Genomic DNA, 18,598 nt, shown 5'->3' on the forward strand with positions numbered 1-18,598 from the left:
CCCCGCCCGGCCGCACCGGTTTCGCACCGGCGTGGCCGGGTTTTCGGGTAGACCGGGGGACATGGGCGCAACGGACACGACGGACGACGGGGCGGGCCGGGGGAAGGGCCCGGAGAACACGGGCCGGGCCATCGAGGTCCGCGGCGCGCGGGTGCACAACCTGCGCGGCATCGACGTCGACGTGCCGCTGGATCAGTGGGTCGCCGTCGCCGGGGTCTCCGGCTCCGGGAAGTCCTCGCTGGCGATGGGGGTGCTCTACGCGGAAGGCTCGCGGCGCTACCTGGAGGCGCTCACGACCTACACCCGCCGGCGCATGGGCCAGGCGGCCTGCGCGGAGGTCGACTCGGTGCGCCACGTGCCGGCCGCGCTCGCGCTGCGCCAGCGCCCCGGGGTACCCGGGGTGCGCTCGACCTTCGGCACGGCCACCGAGCTGCTCAACGTGCTGCGCCTGATCTTCTCCCGGCTGGGCGCGCACGTGTGCCCGAAGGGCCACCGGCTGAAGCCCACGCTGGCGGTGGCCGCCGAGGAGGAGATCGCCTGCCCGGTCTGCGGGGCGCAGGTGCACGCGCCGGGGGCGGAGGAGCTGGCCTTCAACTCGGCGGGTGCCTGCCCGACCTGCGAGGGCACCGGCACCGTGCGCGAGGTCGACGACGCGGCACTCATCCGCGACCCGGACGCCTCCATCGACGCCGGCACGGTCATTCCCTGGCAGACCTTCGGCTTCAACGTCCAGCCGCAGATCGCCCGCGAGTTCGGCGTGCGCACCGACGTGCCGTGGCGGGAGCTGAGCGACCGGGAGCGCGAGATCGTGCTCGACGGGCCCGAGGAGAAGAAGCACATCGTGGTCACCACCAAGAAGGGCGTGCACGACCTCGACTTCACCTTCCGCAACGCCCGCCTGACCGTGACCTATGAGCTCCAGCGCGCCGACAGCGAGAAGCGCCTGGCGCGGGTCTCCCGCTTCCTCACCGAGCGTCGCTGCCCGGACTGCGCCGGCACCCGGCTCTCGCAGGCGGCGCGCACCCCGCTGGTCGCGGGGCTGAACCTCGCCGAGGCCACCGCCATGACCCTCGAGGACGTCGACGCGTGGGTCGCCGCGCTGCCGGGAAAGGCCCCGGAGCCGCTGCGCCCGATGGCCGCGGCACTCGCGGAGACCTTCGCCCACATGACCCGCCGACTGCTCGACCTGGGCCTGGGCTACCTGACGCTCGATCGGGCGGCGGCCAGCCTGTCGACCGGCGAGCGCCAGCGCGTGCAGCTGGCCCGCGCGGTGCGCAACGAGACCACCGGGGTGCTCTACGTCCTCGACGAGCCCTCGATCGGCCTGCACCCGGACAACGTGCGCGGGCTGGTCGGCGTGATCCGGGATCTCATCGCCGAGGGCAACTCGGTGGTCATGGTCGATCACGACCCGCAGGTGCTGCGCGAGGCCGACCACGTCATCGAGATCGGCCCCGGCGCCGGCGCGGCCGGGGGCGAGGTCGTCGCCGCCGGTACACCCCTCTCGCTTGCCGACGCCGCGGGCTCGCGCATCGGCGCGTACCTGACCGGTGCGCGCCGGGTCGCCGTGCGGGAGGCGGCCGACGACGTCTTCGCCCGCGGCGCGATTGAGCTGGCCACCGGCGCGGTGCACACCGTGCATCCGCTGGAGGTTTCGGTGCCGCGGGGGCGGCTGAGCGTGGTCACCGGCGTCTCCGGCTCGGGCAAGTCCACCCTGGTGCTCGACAGCCTGGTGCCCGCGCTCGAGGCGCAGTTGGACGGTTCCGCGCCGCCGGAGCACGTGCGCCGCCTTGCCGCCGAGGGTATCGGGCGGGTCAACGTCGTCGACGCCACGCCGATCGGGGTCAACGTGCGCTCGACGGTGGCGACCTACTCCGGGGTGTTCGACGAGGTCCGCCGCGCCTTCGCCCGGCTCCCCGAGGCTCGCCAGGCCGGGCTGAAGGCCGGCGACTTCTCCTACAACACCGGCTCGCTGCGCTGCCCGCGCTGCGAGGGCACCGGCCGGATCACCCTGGACGTGCAGTTCCTGCCGGACGTGGAGATCGCCTGCCCGCAGTGTTCCGGGGGGCGCTTTGCGGCGCGCGCCGGCGAGTTCACGCGGGCGTCGGCACGCGGTGAGGGGGCGGTGAGCCTGCCGAAGCTGATGGCGATGAGCGTCGATGAGGCGCGCGGGCACCTGGCGGACATGCCGAAGGTCTCCCGCCGGCTCGACGCGCTGGCCGAGGTGGGGCTGGGGTACCTGACCCTCGGCGAGGCCACACCCGGGCTTTCCGGCGGGGAGGCGCAGCGGCTCAAGCTCGCCGGCGAGCTGGGCAAATCACAGAAGAGGTCGCTCTTTATCTTCGACGAGCCGACGGTGGGCCTGCACCCGGACGACGTCGCTGTGTTGATCGGGGTGCTCGACCGGCTGCTCGAGAAGGGTGCGACGGTGCTGGTCATCGAGCACGACCTGGACATGATCGCCAACGCGGACTTCCTGGTGGACATGGGCCCGGGCGGCGGCGCCTCCGGCGGGCGCATCGTGGCGTGCGGCACCCCGCGCCAGCTCGCCGCGCGCCACGGCGAGACCGGCTCGGTGACGGGGCGCTACCTGGCCGAGCACCTGGGGGTCTAGCGGCTTTCCGGCCGGGCCTCTCGTGTGGCGCCATCCCCAGTCCCGGTTACGCACTGCGTGGAGCGAGGAGCCGTGTTATGTACAAGATGGACCGAGACGACGGGTTGATCAACCCAACGTACGGCAAGGAGAAAGGTATATGAGGAAAGCTGTAACGGTCTTAGCTGCGAGTGCTGTACTGCTCGCTGGAAACTTCCTGGCGCCGGTTGCTTCGGCGACCCCAGTTGAAGATGCAGAGCGCGTTGAATTACTTCACCAGGGCGAGTCTATCAGGGTGTCTGACCAAGATTGGCTGTCTGTGTCTGCTGAGGATGCGAGCGTTAGTCCCGAAAGTACTACGTGGCGGGCGCTGGCAACGCGGGCCACGAGGCAAGCAACTCCCGCGCCACCGTGTGTAAATGCGGTGGGCGAAAAGGGATTTATTCAAGTCTATAATAACTGCGGGTTTGATGTCCGTGTCAAGGTGGTAATGGCATTTGGTCCAGATTCGGCGTGTCATGTCGTCATGGATGGGACAAGGCATAATATTGCACCCGGCGTCGGGCGAATCGATCGCGTCGAGCTCTGCTAATCTAACTTCTAGAGTGATGGTGAATGCATCTCGTACAACTGATTCTGAGGTGGGTAAATTTTGCGTAAGTTGACGGTCAAACTAATTTCCGCGGTTGTTCTCTGCGGATTGGCTGCGACCCCTGTTCCCGCAGGTGCGGTACAGAGGTATTTATTTGAAGATAAAGGGAATTGTGAAAGAACTTTGGGCGAATATCGGCTTGAACCAAAGTTGAAGGTATGGGCCGACAATGTTAGGTGCAACTGGCACCCAGAATTGGGTGATCACGGCCTATGGTATATTCACTAGAGGTGTTTTAAGTGGTTCCTGATAATGGAATAGGTGACTATACGGCCAGGCTGCAGGAAATAGAGGCGCGGGCCCGCGCGTGCATCGGGCGGTACCAGGAGGGTCCGGAACCGCTGGTCGATCCGGAGTTGACGGTTTCAAACCTGCGGGGAGCCGGCTTTCCGCGCGCGTCCGTAGAGCGGCTCCGGGATGCTGATCTGCCGGCTGAAGAGCGGGCTCAGGCAATCGCCTATCTGGTGGCGACGTGGTACCGGGACAGTTCCGGGGGCCAGTGGGTGTACGTCCCCATGGAAGTCGACGCACCTTACCTGTTTCTCAAATTCGGCGTCGGAATCGCCGCAAGCGGCATACTGTGGAACGCGGCGGATTCCGCGCGGGAAATCCTCGCCGGCGAGGATCTGGACATGGTCGAAGCTGCGTTGAATGTCAACATCAGGCTGGCGCGGTCGTAGCTCGGCCTGACGTCGCTTCGTCTGTTTTGCCTAGATGTACTGATCGGGGAGGTTGGTTAACCGACTCACCGGCGGCAGGCCTCCACATGCGGAATGGGGTCGGTGGTGATTGTAATCGTGCAACCACCGCCCCAGCTTGCCCCGACGCTCCTCTTCCGATAGGTAGCACTCTGCGTAGGCCCACCCATTTGCCATCGTGGGGTGAAACCGCTCTATCTTCCCGTTTGTCTGCGGCCGGTACGGCCGGGTCCGCTTCGGTGTAATCCCCAGCTGGGCACACGTGACAGCCCACAAGCGCGAGCGGTAGGCAGACCCGTTGTCGCTCAAGACCCGCCTGGTGACAACCCCACGGGCGTCGAACCAGTCAACGGCACGGCGCAGCACGCCGGCAGCCGTGACGGCCTTCTCGTCGTCGTGGATCTCCGCGTAAGCGACCCGGGAGTGATCGTCAATGACGGTGTGCACGTAGCAGTAGCGTCGTTTGCCCTGGCCGTGCGTCTTCTTCGACTCGTTGATCTGCCGGGCGCGGTTGCGGTCGCCTTGCGACCTGCCCACGAAGCGCCACCCGCCGTCGGGGATCTCGCCGAACTTGGTGACATCGACATGCAGCAGGTCACCGGGGTTGTCGTGCTCATAACGGCGCACCGGCTCGCCGGTGGCCCGGTCGGTGTAGGCCAAGCGGTTCAGCCCACAGGAGACAAGGATTCTTATGGACTGTGGAGGCGGCGATACCGCATAACGCGGCCAGCTGCAGCGGGCCGAGGCGCTTTCGTCTGCGCAGGGAGATCACCCAGGCAGCGACTTTGGCAGGAGTCTTTTTCGGGCTGGTGTGCGGGCGTGAGGAGCGGTCTGTCATCGGTTCGCCGGCGCGGTAGCGCTTCGCCCACCGGTTAGCGGTGGCCCAGGAACACTGGAATCGGGCGGCGACTTCGGAGACCGGGTGGCCTTCGTCGACGATGCGTTGGGCGACGCGTAGACGAGCTTTCGGGGTCAGTGCTGCGTTAGCATGACACATCAGAGGGCCTCCTGTTGGTGGTGGTAGTTTCGACGCTTCCTATTCCACACCAGGAGGCTCTCGCCGTGTCAGATCACACGCTCGGGTCGCACAGGCTCGACCAGGTCTCCGGTCAGTACACCTAGATGGCGGCGAAGAGCGCGCCGAAGCAGGCCAGAAGCAGCGGCGGGTTCTCCTTCATGCCGACCTGCTTGGGCGTGAACTTCTCGCCGGCGGCCGCCCGGTGCGGGTAGTACCAGGAGCGCACCAGCGCCCAGGCCATCGCGGCGACCAGCAGCACGCCGCCGAGCCAGCCGGCGCGAGCTGCAGCGACGAGGATGACGGTCGCGATGAGCGCGACGGCGTGGTAGGCCACGGAACCTGCCAGGTAGCGGCGGTTGCCCTTCTGACGGATCATCGACTTCACGTAGGTCACGGCCCCGGAGAAGAACATCGCGAGCACGGCGACGGCTACCCAGGCGGCGGCCGGGATCTGGGCGATCCGGCCGTGCTCGCCGACCTGGACGAGCACGGCGACCAGCAGCGCGGAGGCAATCGTGGTGGAAACCCCAGAGAGCGTGGAGCGGGCGCGCCCGCGCAGCGTCTCGACGCAGGCGACGGCGATCAGGGGGCCGAAGAAGACCGCCCACCAGGCCAGCTGCGGGTGCAGCGCGAGGGCGAGCACCGCGGCGACGGCCGCGACGGCGCCGTAGACGTAGACCGGGGTGACGTACTGGCGGCGGCGCTCGGGTGTGCGTGCCTTGGCGACCATGCCGAAGGCGAAGAAGGCGCCGTAGCCGAAGAACCAGGCGACAAGCACAGCGAGCAGTACTAGCAGGCTGCGCGCCGGGGCCGCGGAGCCGGCGAAGCGCATGACCGCCACGATCGTGCCCACCACGGCCGGGGCGATGAGCATCGCCCACGCGCCGTGCTGGTTGGGAACCCACGGCGAGATCCCGCGGCGTCGCTTGCGGGCGGGACGCTCGGCGCGCTTCCCCGTGGTCCCGGTGCTCTCGGTGGACTTCGCTGCCCTCACGTGCTGCCTCCCTCTCGGCTCAGCCTCAGACTAGCACCCACCGAAGGTTTGAAACCATTCGGGCCGTGTTAAATCGGCGCCGGCCCGGGGATCGTGGTTCGGGGTCGAAGACCGTCAGTTGATCCTTCCGAAGGCGAAGGCCACCATGAGCAGGATGGGCCACGCGAAAGCGGTGAGGATCGAGAGGATCAACAGGATCCAGGCTCGCGACCGGATCGCCACCGCCGCGCCGAAGACGACGGCCACGACGGTCAGGGTGGTGTATCCCCACTCGAGGGCTGTAGGGACGCGGTCGTTGATGAAGGGCGTGCAGATCCATACCGCGACTATCAGGCCCCAGGCGACGATTCGGTACGGGAAGGAGCCCAAAGCCCCCGCGGTTGTTCTCGGCATGTTCGGCAGTGGACTCGGCGGGCATCGCGCACCTCCGGCGGTCGTGGTCGGTTCCGTATGCGTGCACGTATCATGCTTGCATACCGTCCGTCCGTGTCTACGGTCTCAGAAAAATCAACCGCATGTTCACGTCACACTCCCAGGATTTCACCGCTTGCGCAGCGCGATGACCAGGTTGCTCACCGCGAACTCCCGCAGGCCCGGCACGCGCGTGACCCACCACGCCCAGGACGGGTGGTACCGCGGGAAGAGCCCCACCACCTCCGCCGCGCCCCGCCCGGCCAATTCCCGCGCCCAGCGCACCCCCTCCGCACAGGAGACCGCGAAGAGCGAGGACCCGAAGACGTTCTTCGGCAGGTGCCCGTGCCGGCGGGCGTAGCGGTCCCGGGCGAAGCCGCCGCCGACGTAGTGCTCCCACAGCCCCGTCTCGTGCCCGCCGAAGGGGCCGAGCCACACCGTGTAGCTGAGCACCGCCAGTCCGCTCGGGCGGGTGACCCGCAGCATCTCCGCGCCCATCGCCCACGGGTCCGGCACGTGCTCGGCCACGTTCGAGGAGTAGACCACGTCGAAGGCCCCGTCGCGGAAGGGCAGCGCCTCGCCCGAGCCGCGCACCGAGGCCGCCACCCGGATGCCCGCCGCCGCCATCTCCCCGGCGTCCGGCTCCAGGCCGACGTAGTGCGCCCCGTACCGGGCGAAGGCCTCGGCGAAGTAGCCCGGGCCTCCGCCCACGTCGAGCACGCGCGCCCCACGCAGGGCAGGCGCGGCGTCGTCAATCGAACCGGAGCAGTCGGCGACGAGGCAGCCGACAAGGCCCGCGGTGTCCTCGGCGAGGTGGCCGTAGAAGCGCGCGGGGTCGGTCTGCTCGACGCGGACGTCGCGCAGCAGGGCGAGCGCGCGCGGCAGCGTGGCCCGCGCGCGGGTGCGGGGCAGGTCCATGCCCGCCAGGCTAGTGCGCCACCCGCGCCGGTTAGGCTGGGAGGCCACATGAAGATCCTGCTGTTGTGCTGGCGCGACACCGCCCACCCCCAGGGCGGCGGCTCCGAGCGCTACCTCGAACGCGTCGGGGCGTATCTCGCACGCCACGGCCACGAGGTCGTCTACCGCACCGCCGCCTACCCGGGCGCGGCCCGCCGCGAGGCCCGCGACGGCATGACCTTCTCGCGCGCCGGCGGGCGCTACACCGTCTACGTCCGCGCCGCGGCCGCGATGCTCGCCGGGCGCCTCGGTATCGGGCCGCTGAAAGGCGTCGACGCCGTGGTGGACACGCAGAACGGCATCCCGTTCTTCGCCCGCGTCTTCGCCGGCCGGCCCACCGTGCTGCTGACCCACCACTGCCACCGTGCGCAGTGGCCGGTCGCCGGGCCCGTCATCGGCCGGCTCGGCTGGTGGCTCGAGTCCAGGCTGGCCCCGCGCGTCTACCGCGGCGCGCCGTACGTGACCGTCTCGGCCTCCAGCCGCGGCCAACTCGTCGAGCTCGGCGTGGACCCGGGGCGCATCAGCATCGTCGCCAACGGGATCGACCCGCTCGAGATTTCCGACGCCGCGCCCGCCCCCGCCCCGGCGCCGGGTGCGCCCGTGCGCGTGGTGACGCTGTCGCGCCTGGTGCCGCACAAGCGCATCGAGCACGCCATGGCCGCGGTCGCGGCGCTGCCCGGGGTGGTCCTCGACGTCATCGGCTCCGGGTGGTGGGGCCCGCGCCTGCGCGAGCACGCCCGCGACCTCGGCGTGGAGGACCGCGTGGTCTTCCACGGCCAGGTCGACGAGGCGATCAAGCACCGCATCCTCGCCGGCGCCGCGCTGCACCTGATGCCCTCGGCCGCCGAGGGCTGGGGCCTGGCCGTCGTCGAGGCCGCCCAGCACGGCGTGCCCACCGTCGGCTACGCCGCCTCCGGGGGCCTGCGCGACTCCGTCGCCGACGGCCGCACCGGCGTGCTCGTCGGGCGCGAGGACCCGCGCGCGTTCACCGCCGCGGTGCGCGCGTTACTTGACGACGCCGCGGGACGCGCCGCCATGGGCGAGCGCGCCCGGGCGTGGGCGGACGGCTTCAGCTGGGCGGACACCGGCGCGGCCTTCGCGGAGCTGCTCGCCGGGATCGCGCGGTGAGCGCTGCGTCGACTTCGGCGCGGTGACCGGCGGGTTTCGCGCGCGTGACGCGGCGGTGAATTCCCTCGTCCCGCGCTGCGAGGGCCCTGAAGTGCGGCTATGAAAAGCATGAGGGCGCCCCCTCACCGGGTGCCGCCGCAGACACTAAGGAGCCTTCATGTCCCACCGCATTCCGCGCCGTGGCCTGGCCGTGCTGACCGCGCTCTCCGTGAGCACGCTCGGGCTGGTCGTCCCCGCCGGCGCCCAGGAGGAGGAGAACGGGTCCGCCCGCTTCCACATCTCCAACATCACCGACTTCCACGGTCACTTCGCCGCCAACAAGTCCGACCCCGGCGCCGCGATGCTCAAGTGCGCCGTCGACAAGGAGGCCGGCGACCTGCCCTCTTCTTTCGTCGCCTCCGGCGACCTGGTGGGCGGCTCGCCCTACGCCTCCGCGCTGCTCGAGGACGAGCCTGCCATCGAGACCCTCAACCAGATGGGCCTCGAGGTCTCCGCGGTGGGCAACCACGAGTTCGACAAGGGCTACGCGGACCTGAAGGACCGCATCGAGCCGGCCGCCGACTGGGACTACCTGGGCGCCAACGCCGAGGGCACCGAGCTGGCCCCCTACAAGATCGTCGAGCTCGACGGCGTGAAGGTCGCCTACGTGGGCACCGTCACCGACGACATGCCGAACCTGGTCTCGCCCAGCGGCATCGAGGGCATCGAGTTCACCGACCCGATCGCCGCGACCAACAAGGTCGCCGACGAGCTGACCGAGTCCGGCGAGGCCGACGTCGTCGTCGGCCTCTTCCACGAGGGCGTGACCGACCCGGCCGAGTTCTCCGAGAACGTCGACGTCGTCTTCGCCGGCCACACCCACCAGCCGGTCGAGCCGAACCTCGACCGCGCCGAGGGCGTGCCGCTGCTCATGCAGGCCGGCAGCTACTCGCAGTACCTCAACTCCGTCGACTTCAGCTACGACCGCGAGTCCGACACCCTGACCGTCGACTCCGCCGAGCTGCTCGACGCCGAGGCCATCAACGCCTGCGGCAACCCCGACCCGGAGATCGAGGCCACCGTCAAGGCCGCCGAGGAGGCCGCCGAGGAGGAGGGCGCCAAGGTCGTCGCCGAGATCGACGCCCCGCTGACCCGCGGCGTCAACGCCGGCGGCGACCCGGGCTCCAACCGTGGCGTGGAGTCCACCGCCAACAACTTCCTGGCCGACGCCGCGCGCTGGGCCATCTCCAACAAGACCTCGGTGACCGCCGACATCGGCGTGATGAATGCCGGCGGCGTGCGCGACGACCTGGACTCCGGCGAGGTCACCTACGCCGAGGCCTTCGCCGTGCAGCCCTTCGGCAACGAGATCACCTACACCCGCCTGACCGGTGAGCAGTTCAAGAAGGCCCTGGAGCAGCAGTGGAAGGACGGCGGCGAGCGCCCCGTGCTCTCCCTGGGCGTCTCCGACAACGTCTCCTACGTCTACGACGTCGAGGCCCCGGCCGGCGAGCGCATCAAGTCCGTGACCGTCGACGGCGAGCCGCTCGACCCCGGGCGCGAGTACGTCGTCGCCGGCTCCACCTTCCTGCTCGAGGGCGGCGACTCCTTCTCCGCGCTGGCCGAGGGCTCCGAGCTGGCCGCCACCGGCCTGATGGACATCGAGGCCTTCGTCTCCTACCTGCGTGACAACGAGGACGCCGCCCCGCGCGCCGGCCAGTCCAACGTCTCCGTGCACCTGCCGGAGAAGGTCGCCGCCGGCGAGGAGATCACCGTCGAGCTGTCCAGCCTGATCTACTCCGTCGACGACCCGGTCAAGAAGGTCACCGTCCGCGTCGGCGACACCGAGGTCGAGGCCGACATCGACCCGGACCTGGGTGAGCCCGGCCACGGTGAGGCCGGCAAGGCCTCCGTCACCCTGACCCTGCCCGAGGACGCCACCGCTGAGACCGAGCTGACCGTCACCACCGACGCCGGCACCGAGGTCTCCGCCCCGCTGGGTGCGCTCACCGAGGTCGCCGGCTCCGGCGACGACGATCCCGATGAGCCCGGCAAGCCCGGCGCCGACGGCTCCTCCGGCTCCTCTGAGACCGGCAAGATCGTCGGCGGCGTGCTCGGCGGCCTGCTGGGCCTGGGCGCCCTGGTCACCGCCGTGCTGGCCTTCCTGATGCCGGCCGTCCCGGGTGTCCTGCCGGGTGCGCTCGACCGCCTGGCCGAGCAGTTCCCGCAGGCCGCCCCCTTCATCGAGCAGCTCAAGAACGCCCTGTGACCCGCGGGCGCCGGGCGGCTAACGCCGCCGGCGCCGCCGCGGCCCACAGCACAAGCAGCACGACGCCCGCCACCTTCGGCCACGCCGGGGCGGCGGGCGCCGTAGTCTGTGCCAGCACCTCGCCGTCTGAGTCGATGACCCAGCCGACGCCGAGGTCCGCCAGCGCGTCGAGATCCCCGGCCCGCCACGCCTGATCGGCCGCCGACCAGCGCGCCGAGGGCGCGTCGACTACCACCCCGTCGACCACCAGCTGCCCGGAGGCGACCGTGGGCAGGGCCTTGTCGAGGTGGTCGACAGTGGGCACGCCGTCCACCTCGACCAGGCCGGTGGAACCGGCCACCAGCACGTCGCGACCGTCGGAAATCTCTTTTACCGCCGCCGGCGTCGGGTCCGGCACGGGGGCCAGCCTGCGCAGCGCGGCGGGGAAGTCGAGGGCCTGGACGACGGCGAGCACCAGTGCCAGCCACGCCCAGCGCTCCTTCGTGCCCAGGCGGCTGAGCCCGCCGAGGGCGGCGACGAGCGCGGGCACGGCCAGCAGCACGAACTTGTGGGCGTCGCGCACCAGTCCCGCCCCGGGCACGGTGGCCACCGCCCAGGCGAACCAGCCGGGCACCAGCCACGCGGCCAGCGGAATGACAAGGCCCACCGCCGCGGCCGCCCACAGGGGGCGGGCCACCGCGCGCCGGCCGAGCAGGCAGAGCAGCGTCAGCGCCAGGCCGAAGAGCCCGAAGCCCGCGGCGCGCGAGTCTGGGGCGGCCCCGGCGTTCCAGATCCCGCCGAGGCTCAAGAGCGTGCCGCCGGTGCCCAGGTGCGCCTCGGCGCGCGGGGCGAAGGCGGCGGCCGAGGCCGCCGTGGCCGTGCCCGTACCCGCCCCGCTCAGCGCGGCCCAGGCGGCCGGCACCAGCCACGGCAGGCACAGCGCGCCCGCCAGCGCCCAGGTCAGCGGTGCGTCGCCGGACGTCTTCGCGCCGGCTGCCTTAGCGCCGCCGCGGCGCACGGTCAGCCCGCCGACCAGCCCGCCGAGCACCGCGCCCGTCGGGGTCAGCGCGGCCGGCACCATGCCCGCCCACGCGAGCCCCGTGCGCCCGGAGAGCCCCGCCCAGGCGATCGCGGGCAAGAGCCACCCGGCGACCGCCAGCGACCACTGTCCCTGCAGCAGGCGCTCGACCATCGCCGGGTTCAGCAGCGTCAGCGTGGCACCGGCCGCCGCGGCCACCGGCCCGCCGCCGACGTGGCGCACCAGCGCCACCGCCCCGCCGGCCCCGGCCACGGCCCCGAGAGCGAGGATGCCGCGGGCCAGCCAGGACGCCGGCAGCACGAGCCCGGCCAGGGCGAGCAGCCCGTCCTGGGGCGCGTTGCGCGCCGGGAGATCCCCGAAGCCGAAGGCGCCGGCCGTCAGCGCCGGCGAGTCGAGCACCAGCATGTCGCGGTGGGCGAGCACCCCGGGGGCGGCAAAGGGCAGCAGCACGGCCCCGACCAGCAGCGTGCACCAGGCGGCCACGGCCGCCACGGCGAGCGCGTCGCGCCGGCTCATCGCCGCGCCGGATCCGCCGCCCGCCCGCGCCGGGTGAACGCGGCCACGCCCAGGCCGACCACCACGAGGGTGAGCACGCGGCACACCCAGGCCAGCGCTGCGAGTGCGCGGCGGGTGTCGATGGTGCGCCGCGCCTCGTCGCGGGCGGTGGCACGTGAGTCGTCGTCCCAGCGGGTCTCGGCGGCCACCAGGGTGCGGGCGTCGACGGTGCGCTCGGCGGAGTCGCCGATCTGCTCGACCGCCCCCGGCCCGCCCGGGGCGCGCACGGCGGCGCCGGAGCCCTCCGGGGCCGCGCCGGCGTCGGTGGCGTCGGCGTACTCGGCGGGGTCCTCGGCGGCGGCGAGGTAGATGCGCACGCGCTCGGCGACGTCGACGACGCGCCCGGACTGCGGCTCGACCTTCACCTCGCGGTCGACGGCGTAGTAGGGCTCGAGGGTGACCTCGGCGTCCGGGGCCAGCCCGCGGGCGCCGAGCTGCCCGGCGTCGTAGAAGCGCCGCGCCGGCCCGCGCACCGCGAGCTTGTCGGCGGCCTCGGCGCGGTCCTCGCCGAGGGCGGCCAGGGTGTCGGCGAGCCGGTGGCCGGCCACGCGCTGGCCGTAGACGTGGGTGAGCATCGTCTCCTCGGCCGGGTCGGCCGGGGCCTTGCCGCGGTAGTCGAGGTAGGTCGTCTCCATCAGCCACGGGTCGAAGTACTGGTAGGAGCGCTTCTCGGTCTCCACGGGGAAGCGGTGAGTCAGCCCCTCGCGCACGAAGCCGTCCGTTTCCTGGTCCACCCCCGCCGCCGGCAGCTCGACGCCGACGCGGCTGGTCGGGTAGGCCGAGGGAAAGGTCGAGTCGCGCTCGAGCACCGCCCGGTCGTGCACGCGGGCGATGGGCTCGCCGCCGGCGATGACCTCGCTGCGCGCGTCGGCCAGCGCGCCGTCGTCCTCCGTCTCCTCGTCGTCGGGGTCGGTGCGCGCGGCGGTGTAGTCCACGGTCTGGTCCACGGCCAGCTCCACGGCGCGCGCGAGCTTCCCGGGCGCCTCGTCCGAGTCGGCGAGTCTGCCTGCGTCGACGACCCGGGCGTCCGGGTCCACCGAGCGCACGCTGCGGGTCACCCCGACCTCGAGGTCGTACATCAGGTAGAGCACCACGCGCGGGGCGACGTCGCCGACCAGCAGCAGCACGAGCACGGCCGCCAGGGTCGCCATGGCGGCGCGCCGCCTGGTCCCCGGCTGTCCCACGAGTCCCACGGACGCCTCCTTCCAGTACCCTGGCGCAGGTGAGCGAGGTTATCTCGGGCCAATCCTACGCACGCCGCTTCGTCGAGTCCCTCGAGGGCCTGCGCGCCGTGGCCGCCGCGGGGGTGGTGGTCACCCACGTCGCCTTCCAGACCGGCGTGGACCCTAAGAGCCACTTCGGCGCGCTGACCGCCCGCTTCGACTTCTTCGTCGCCGTCTTCTACGCCCTGTCGGCCTTCCTCTTGTGGCGCCGCCACCGCACCGACCGCCGCTTCGGCCGCTACTACCGCCGGCGTATCGCCCGCATCGCCCCGGCCTACCTCGTCTGCGCGGTGGTGGTGCTGCTCTGGCTGCCCGAGGCCTTCGGCGCCTCCCCGCTGCAGGTCCTCGCCCAGCTGACACTGACCCAGATCTACGTGCCCGATGGCCTGATCGGCGGGCTGACCCACATGTGGTCGCTGTGCGTGGAGGTCGCCTTCTACCTGGTCCTGCCGCTCATCGCGCTCACGATCGGGCGCCTGACGAGCCGCCGGGCGCGCGTGGCGGGGATCCTCGCGCTCACCGCGGCGCTCTCGGCGTGGCCCTGGCTGCCGTTTGTCGCCGCCGCCGAAGGCGCCGTCAACCTGCAGATCTGGCCGCCCAGCTACGCCCCCTGGTTCGCCGTGGGGCTCCTCGCCGCCGAGGCCGAGGGCCACCTCGCCGGGCGCCCCGCCGCCCGCGCCCGCGTCGCGCGCCTCTCCGCCCCGCGGTGGCTCTACTGGGCCGCGGCGATGGCGGTGGCCTGGGCCGCCGGGCGCGAGTGGTTCGGCCCGCTGGGCCTCGAGCACCCCTCCCCGGGCCAGTTCAGCGCGCGCATCGCCGCTGGCGCCGTCTTAGCCGCGCTGATCGTCGTGCCCTACGCGCTGGCCCCGCGGCGCAGCGACCTCATCGCCACCGCCCCGCTGCGCCTGGCCGGCCGGTGGAGCTACTCACTGTTCCTCTGGCACGTCGCGGTGCTCGGCGCCGTCTTCCCGCTGACCGGCATCGGCACCTTCACCGGCGGCTTCTGGCCCGTGCTGGCCGTCACGCTCGTCGTCTCGTTGGGCGTCGCCGGCGTCTCGCACACGCTCATCGAGCAGCCCGTCCTCGATCGGCAGCGCCGCCGCGAGCACCGCCACAAGGACCGCCCCGGCCAGCAGCGCCGAGTCGCCGGCGTAGAGCCCGTGCACGCCGGGCGGCCAGGGCGCACGCCCGAGCCACGCCGCGCCCGCCCCCAGTGAGCCCGCGACCAGCCACGTCGGCCGGATCCGCGTGAAGCGCTGCACCACCCACGCGACCACGGCCGCGACCGCGCCGGCGACACCTGCCACGAGCACCGCCGCGAGCGCCACGACCCCGAAGCCGGTCCAGCGCCGCCCGATTGACGACGTCCCGGTGGTCACCGTCGTGCGCACGGCTGGCGCGGTGCGAGGGACTCCCGCCCCTCGCACCAGGATGAGGACGAGCCCCAGCAGAGTGAGCACCGCGACCGCGCCGCCGCCGAGGAGCCCGGCGCGGTAGGCCGGCTGCCCGGCGAAGGAGAACTCGACGCTCCCGCCCACGCCCGCCGGCACCCGGAAGGCCTGCATGCCCGCGTCGAGCACCGCAGGCTCCAGCTCCCGGCCGGCCACGCTCGCGCGCAGGCCCGGATTCGCCGAGCGCCCGGTCATCAGCCACCGGTCCCGGTCGGCTGCCGTGACCTCCACCGGGCCGCCGGCCCCGCCGCCGAGCGCCTCGACGTGCTGCTCGGGCGAGGCGGTGAAGCCCGGTTCGGCCAGCTCCACCCAGTCCGCGTCGGTCTCCACGCGGTGGGTTCCCTCCTCGAGGTCCACCGTCGCGTCGCGGGGGACCGCCCGGCCGTCGAGAAGCACCTCGGCGCCACCGGCGGCGCGGACGGTCACCGTCATCTGCCGCGGGGCGGTGAAGACCCGCCGCACGGCGCCGGGGTCGGGGGTAAGGCGCTGGAAGAAGAAGGCCCGCACGCCCGGCGAGGTGTCCGGCACCTCGATCTCGCGGCTCACCCCGGCGGTGAGTTCGCTGATGCCGACGCGCTCGGTCAACTCCACGCGCACGGGCACCCCGGCGCCGACGCGCACCGTGCGCGGCACGCCTTCGCGCAGCGTGACGTCCAGGCGCCGGTCACCCGCGGTGACCTCGACGGTGGTGTCCCCGGTGGTAGTCACCGTCAGCTGGCCTTCCGGGTTCTCCGGGGTGACCTCGAGGAACTCGCCGGCCCCGCGGCCGGGGGCCGGCCACCAGGCGGTCTGCGGGTCGCCGTCGACGGCCGCGGTCGCCGAGCGCGCCGGGTCCGCCCCGCCGAAGCTCGTCGCGTCCGCCGCAGACGAGGAGGCGGCCACGTGCCCGCCGTGCTCGACCACGCGGGTGCGCGGGCCGGCCGAGGGGTAGTCGGACACCGGGTTGCGTACGTCCGAACCCTCGGCGGGCTCGGCGAGCGCGGCGGAGGTCGCGTCGCGGACCTCGCCGTAGTTGCGCGCGACCAGCTGCGGGGTGTCGGTGACCACCTCGGCGTCACCGGGCACCAGCCGGCGCACCGCCGGCCCGGCGGCGGCGTCGAGAAGCGGCAGGACCTCCCCGCCGCCGGCGACGCGCACCGGCTCGCCGTCGACCAGCCGCATGCCGGCGCCCGCGTCGAGGACGTGCACCTCGACCTCACCGAAGGTGTGCACCTCGCCGGGCAGGAGGTCGGCGACGGCGGCGGCGTCGTCGCGGGCGCGCGGGTCGTCGAGGTCGTGGCGCACCAGCACCGCACCGACCCCGAAGGACTCCAGCGCCCGTGCGGCGGCCCCGGGGTCGGCACGCAGCGCGGCGTCAAGCCCGTCGAGGCCGCGGATGGCCTCCGGGTCGACCAGCGGGACCGCGTCGCGCACCGCCCAGGGGTTCTCGGCCAGCGGCTGGACGGGCTCGTCGCGCGTCCAGCCCCACTCCTGGCGGGCGAAGGGGCTGGGCGGGTAGATCAGCGTGCGCGTCTCCAGGGTGTCCAGGAAGGCGGCGGCCTGCGGCCAGTAGTCGGGCACCTCTTCGTAGGCGCCGCGCGGCAGGAGCCGCCCGGACAGCGCCGGCGCGGCCGAGGCGGCCAGCAGCCCGGCGATGAGCACCAGTGCGGCGACGCGCTGCGGAGCGAGCCCCCGCAGACTGCGCAGCCCCCGCCCGGCGGCGAGCCGCTCGACCAGGAAAGCCACGCCCACGGCCAGCGGCAGGCGCACCAGGGGGTCGAACTTGTGCAGGTTGCGCAACGGGGCCAGCGCCCCGTCGAGGAGCCCGACCCACCAGTCACCCAGCGGCCCGTGGCCGAGTCCCAGCATCACCAGCCCGCAGGCGAGCATCACCAGCCACGGGGCGCGCACCTTCCCGCGCGCGCAGCGCAGCCCGATCAGCCCCGCGGCGGCCACCGCGAGGGTGACCACCACGAAGACGGGCTCGCTGACCAGCGCGAAGCCGGCGCGGCGTTCGGTGTCGACGAAGGGGGTCCAGCTGGTGGTCCCGCGCAGGATCTCCGCCGGGTTGAGCCAGCGGGTGGTCACCCCGGCCGACTCGATGAAGTCGGTGAACGGCGGCGCGTAGCGCCCGAGCACCAGCAGCGGAACCAGCCACCAGAGGCTCACCAGCACCGAACCCGCCGCCCACGTCGCCGCGGTGGCGCCCAGACGGCGACGCGACGCGGCGTCGTCAATAGGGCGCCACAACAGCACCACCGCGCCGGGCACGCAGGCGGCCAGTGTCGCGGTGGCGTTGACCGCGCCCATCAGCGCGACCGGCACGGCGGCGGCAGCGCCCGCGCGCCAACCGGGCCGGCCGAGCAGCGCGAAGACGACCCAGGGGGCGAGCATGACCGGCCAGGTCTCCGAGGAGATCGCGGTCAGCGTGGTCAGCACGCGCGGGGCGGCGATGAAGGCCACGGCGCCGGCGACCTGGGCGGGTGTGCCGCGCACGCCGATGCGGCGCAGCAGGGCGAGCATGCCGGAGTAGCCGACGGCGAGCACGAGCAGCCACCAGGCGCGCTGGGCGAGCCACGCGGGAAACGGGTCGGTCAGCCAGAAGAAGAGGCCCTGCGGGAAGAGGTAGCCGTAGGCCTGGTTCTGCAGCTGGCCGAGGGTGAAGGTGTCCGTCCACGCGGTCAGCGCGCGGGCGAGGAAGCCGCCGGGGTCGACGGTGAGGTCGTGTTTGGTGTCGGCGGCGGTCAGCCCGGGCTGCTGGAGCGCCACGAGCACGGCGAGGACCAGCCAGCCGATCACATGCGCGCGCCAGGGGCCGGGCAGGGCGTGCCGCGGGCGCGTCAGGGCCTGTGAGGCCATCGCGTCAGTCGCGCGAGCCGTACTCCGGTCCGCCGAGCAGCGCGTTGTCCGCGGTCACGGCCTCGCCCTGGGGGACCGAGTCGGCGCCGGTGAACATGGCGACGCCCATCACGGCGACCACCCCGAGGGCGACGCCGACGACCGCGCTCGCCAGCGCGGGACCGACGGAGCGGCGGTTGAGGGAGTCGGATTCGAGGGCCATGCCCGCAACCTTAGCAGCGCGGGCGGGCCACCCCGGCGTACTCGGCCTACTCGGCCTGGTCGTCGTCCGCGTCGTCCTCCTCGGGCGGGACGACAAACAGCGGCACCTCGGAGTTCTTCAGCAGCGCGTCGGTCACGGAGGTCTGCCACAGCGCGCGCAGCCCGCTGATCCCGCGCGCGCCAGCGACGATGACGTCGGGGCGCAGCTCAGCGGCGGCGTCCAGGATCGCCGACCACGTCGAGGTCGCCGACTCGACGAGGTGGGCCCGGGCGTGCAGGCCGAGCTCCTCGGCGAGCGCCACCCCGGCGCGGCAGGTGTCGCGGGCGTGGCCGTAGGCGGGGTCGTCGGCCTCGGCGGTGTCCGGCCAGTCGCCCTGGTGGTTGCCGGTCATCGAGCTGGCGCGGGCGGCCTGGCGGTACATCGGCTCCCAGGCGGTGATGATCTCCACGTGCCGCGGCGCGAGCAGTCGCGCGGCGTAGGTCAGCGCCCGGCGCGACTCGTCCGAGCCGTCGAAGGCGATGAGCATGGTGGTTTCTGCGGGGCCGGGGTTCACGGTCATCCTCCCGAGGTCGGATAGCTTTCCGGGGTCCGCCCGTGTGCGTGCACGGACGC

The 18,598-nt window shown here is 72.5% G+C and carries 12 protein-coding genes and 2 pseudogenes; 5 read left to right on the forward strand and 9 right to left on the reverse strand.

Translation table 11 applies throughout. The features are described 5' to 3' along the window. Positions 1-61: 61 nt before the first annotated feature. Together QP119_RS03360 and QP119_RS03365 are read left to right on the forward strand one after the other, a co-directional pair. Positions 62-2,614 carry an excinuclease ABC subunit UvrA gene (locus QP119_RS03360; RefSeq protein ID WP_284773668.1) on the forward strand — a complete coding sequence of 851 codons (2,553 nt, stop codon included), beginning with the start codon at positions 62-64 and terminating at the stop codon, positions 2,612-2,614. A gap of 870 nt (positions 2,615-3,484) precedes the next feature. After that, a complete protein-coding gene (locus tag QP119_RS03365) occupies positions 3,485-3,925 on the forward strand; it encodes a hypothetical protein (protein ID WP_284773669.1) in 441 nt (146 codons plus the stop codon). Between the two features lie 30 nt (positions 3,926-3,955). Here the strand turns inward: QP119_RS03365 and QP119_RS03370 are convergent. The 4 genes and pseudogenes from QP119_RS03370 to QP119_RS03385 form a co-directional block, all read right to left on the reverse strand. Next, positions 3,956-4,940, reverse strand: a pseudogene (locus QP119_RS03370) (IS481 family transposase). Positions 4,941-5,061: 121 nt separating this feature from the next. After that, complete coding sequence (locus tag QP119_RS03375) at positions 5,062-5,955, reverse strand: YwiC-like family protein (protein WP_284773670.1); 894 nt, start codon at positions 5,953-5,955, stop codon at positions 5,062-5,064. A gap of 114 nt (positions 5,956-6,069) precedes the next feature. Then, a complete protein-coding gene (locus QP119_RS03380) occupies positions 6,070-6,348 on the reverse strand; it encodes a hypothetical protein (protein ID WP_284773671.1) in 279 nt (92 codons plus the stop codon). A 147-nt stretch (positions 6,349-6,495) separates the two neighbouring features. Then, the gene (locus tag QP119_RS03385; RefSeq protein ID WP_284773672.1) at positions 6,496-7,284 is read right to left on the reverse strand and encodes a class I SAM-dependent methyltransferase; all 789 of its coding nucleotides are present in this window, start codon (positions 7,282-7,284) and stop codon (positions 6,496-6,498) included. Positions 7,285-7,332: 48 nt separating this feature from the next. Here QP119_RS03385 and QP119_RS03390 point away from each other — a divergent pair, with 48 nt between their 5' ends. Together QP119_RS03390 and QP119_RS03395 are read left to right on the forward strand one after the other, a co-directional pair. Continuing rightward, a complete protein-coding gene (locus QP119_RS03390) occupies positions 7,333-8,451 on the forward strand; it encodes a glycosyltransferase family 4 protein (protein WP_284773673.1) in 1,119 nt (372 codons plus the stop codon). 157 nt (positions 8,452-8,608) lie between these two features. Beyond that, positions 8,609-10,699, forward strand: coding sequence for a bifunctional metallophosphatase/5'-nucleotidase (locus QP119_RS03395; RefSeq protein ID WP_284773674.1), 2,091 nt, complete (start codon positions 8,609-8,611; stop codon positions 10,697-10,699). On the opposite strand, the gene QP119_RS03400 is transcribed toward QP119_RS03395, so the two are convergent. Both QP119_RS03400 and QP119_RS03405 read right to left on the reverse strand, forming a co-directional pair. Beyond that, positions 10,683-12,233 (reverse strand): hypothetical protein, encoded by a 1,551-nt coding sequence (locus QP119_RS03400; RefSeq protein WP_284773675.1) that lies wholly within the window; start codon positions 12,231-12,233, stop codon positions 10,683-10,685. The genes QP119_RS03395 and QP119_RS03400 overlap by 17 nt on opposite strands. Continuing rightward, complete coding sequence (locus QP119_RS03405; protein WP_284773676.1) at positions 12,230-13,465, reverse strand: porin PorA family protein; 1,236 nt, start codon at positions 13,463-13,465, stop codon at positions 12,230-12,232. The genes QP119_RS03400 and QP119_RS03405 overlap by 4 nt, the downstream gene beginning before the upstream one ends. 29 nt (positions 13,466-13,494) lie before the next feature. Between QP119_RS03405 and QP119_RS03410 the strand changes: the two genes are divergently transcribed. After that, positions 13,495-14,712 (forward strand): acyltransferase family protein, encoded by a 1,218-nt coding sequence (locus tag QP119_RS03410; protein ID WP_284773677.1) that lies wholly within the window; start codon positions 13,495-13,497, stop codon positions 14,710-14,712. Positions 14,713-15,921: 1,209 nt separating this feature from the next. Here the strand turns inward: QP119_RS03410 and QP119_RS11840 are convergent. The 3 genes and pseudogenes from QP119_RS11840 to QP119_RS03425 form a co-directional block, all read right to left on the reverse strand. Then, positions 15,922-17,784 (reverse strand): annotated as a pseudogene (locus tag QP119_RS11840) (alpha-(1->3)-arabinofuranosyltransferase domain-containing protein); the annotation flags it as partial. 4 nt (positions 17,785-17,788) lie between these two features. After that, entirely contained in the window at positions 17,789-17,986 is a 198-nt protein-coding gene (locus QP119_RS03420) for a DUF2613 domain-containing protein (RefSeq protein WP_075664637.1), read from the reverse strand. Positions 17,987-18,032: 46 nt separating this feature from the next. Continuing rightward, positions 18,033-18,545, reverse strand: a complete 513-nt coding sequence (locus QP119_RS03425; protein WP_284863508.1) for a universal stress protein — start codon at positions 18,543-18,545, stop codon at positions 18,033-18,035. Positions 18,546-18,598 lie beyond the last annotated feature (53 nt).

The organism is Corynebacterium frankenforstense (assembly GCF_030211955.1).
Lineage (GTDB): Bacteria > Actinomycetota > Actinomycetes > Mycobacteriales > Mycobacteriaceae > Corynebacterium > Corynebacterium frankenforstense_A.

What these genes read in the sequence shown, in the direction of transcription:
- QP119_RS03395 (WP_284773674.1), top strand. Translation starts at nt 8,609, where the DNA reads ATGTCCCACCGCATTCCGCGCCGTGGCCTGGCCGTGCTGACCGCGCTC.
- QP119_RS03385 (WP_284773672.1), bottom strand. Translation starts at nt 7,284, where the DNA reads ATGGACCTGCCCCGCACCCGCGCGCGGGCCACGCTGCCGCGCGCGCTC.
- QP119_RS03380 (WP_284773671.1), bottom strand. Translation starts at nt 6,348, where the DNA reads ATGCCGAGAACAACCGCGGGGGCTTTGGGCTCCTTCCCGTACCGAATC.
- QP119_RS03425 (WP_284863508.1), bottom strand. Translation starts at nt 18,545, where the DNA reads ATGACCGTGAACCCCGGCCCCGCAGAAACCACCATGCTCATCGCCTTC.
- QP119_RS03390 (WP_284773673.1), top strand. Translation starts at nt 7,333, where the DNA reads ATGAAGATCCTGCTGTTGTGCTGGCGCGACACCGCCCACCCCCAGGGC.
- QP119_RS03360 (WP_284773668.1), top strand. Translation starts at nt 62, where the DNA reads ATGGGCGCAACGGACACGACGGACGACGGGGCGGGCCGGGGGAAGGGC.
- QP119_RS03400 (WP_284773675.1), bottom strand. Translation starts at nt 12,233, where the DNA reads ATGAGCCGGCGCGACGCGCTCGCCGTGGCGGCCGTGGCCGCCTGGTGC.
- QP119_RS03420 (WP_075664637.1), bottom strand. Translation starts at nt 17,986, where the DNA reads ATGGCCCTCGAATCCGACTCCCTCAACCGCCGCTCCGTCGGTCCCGCG.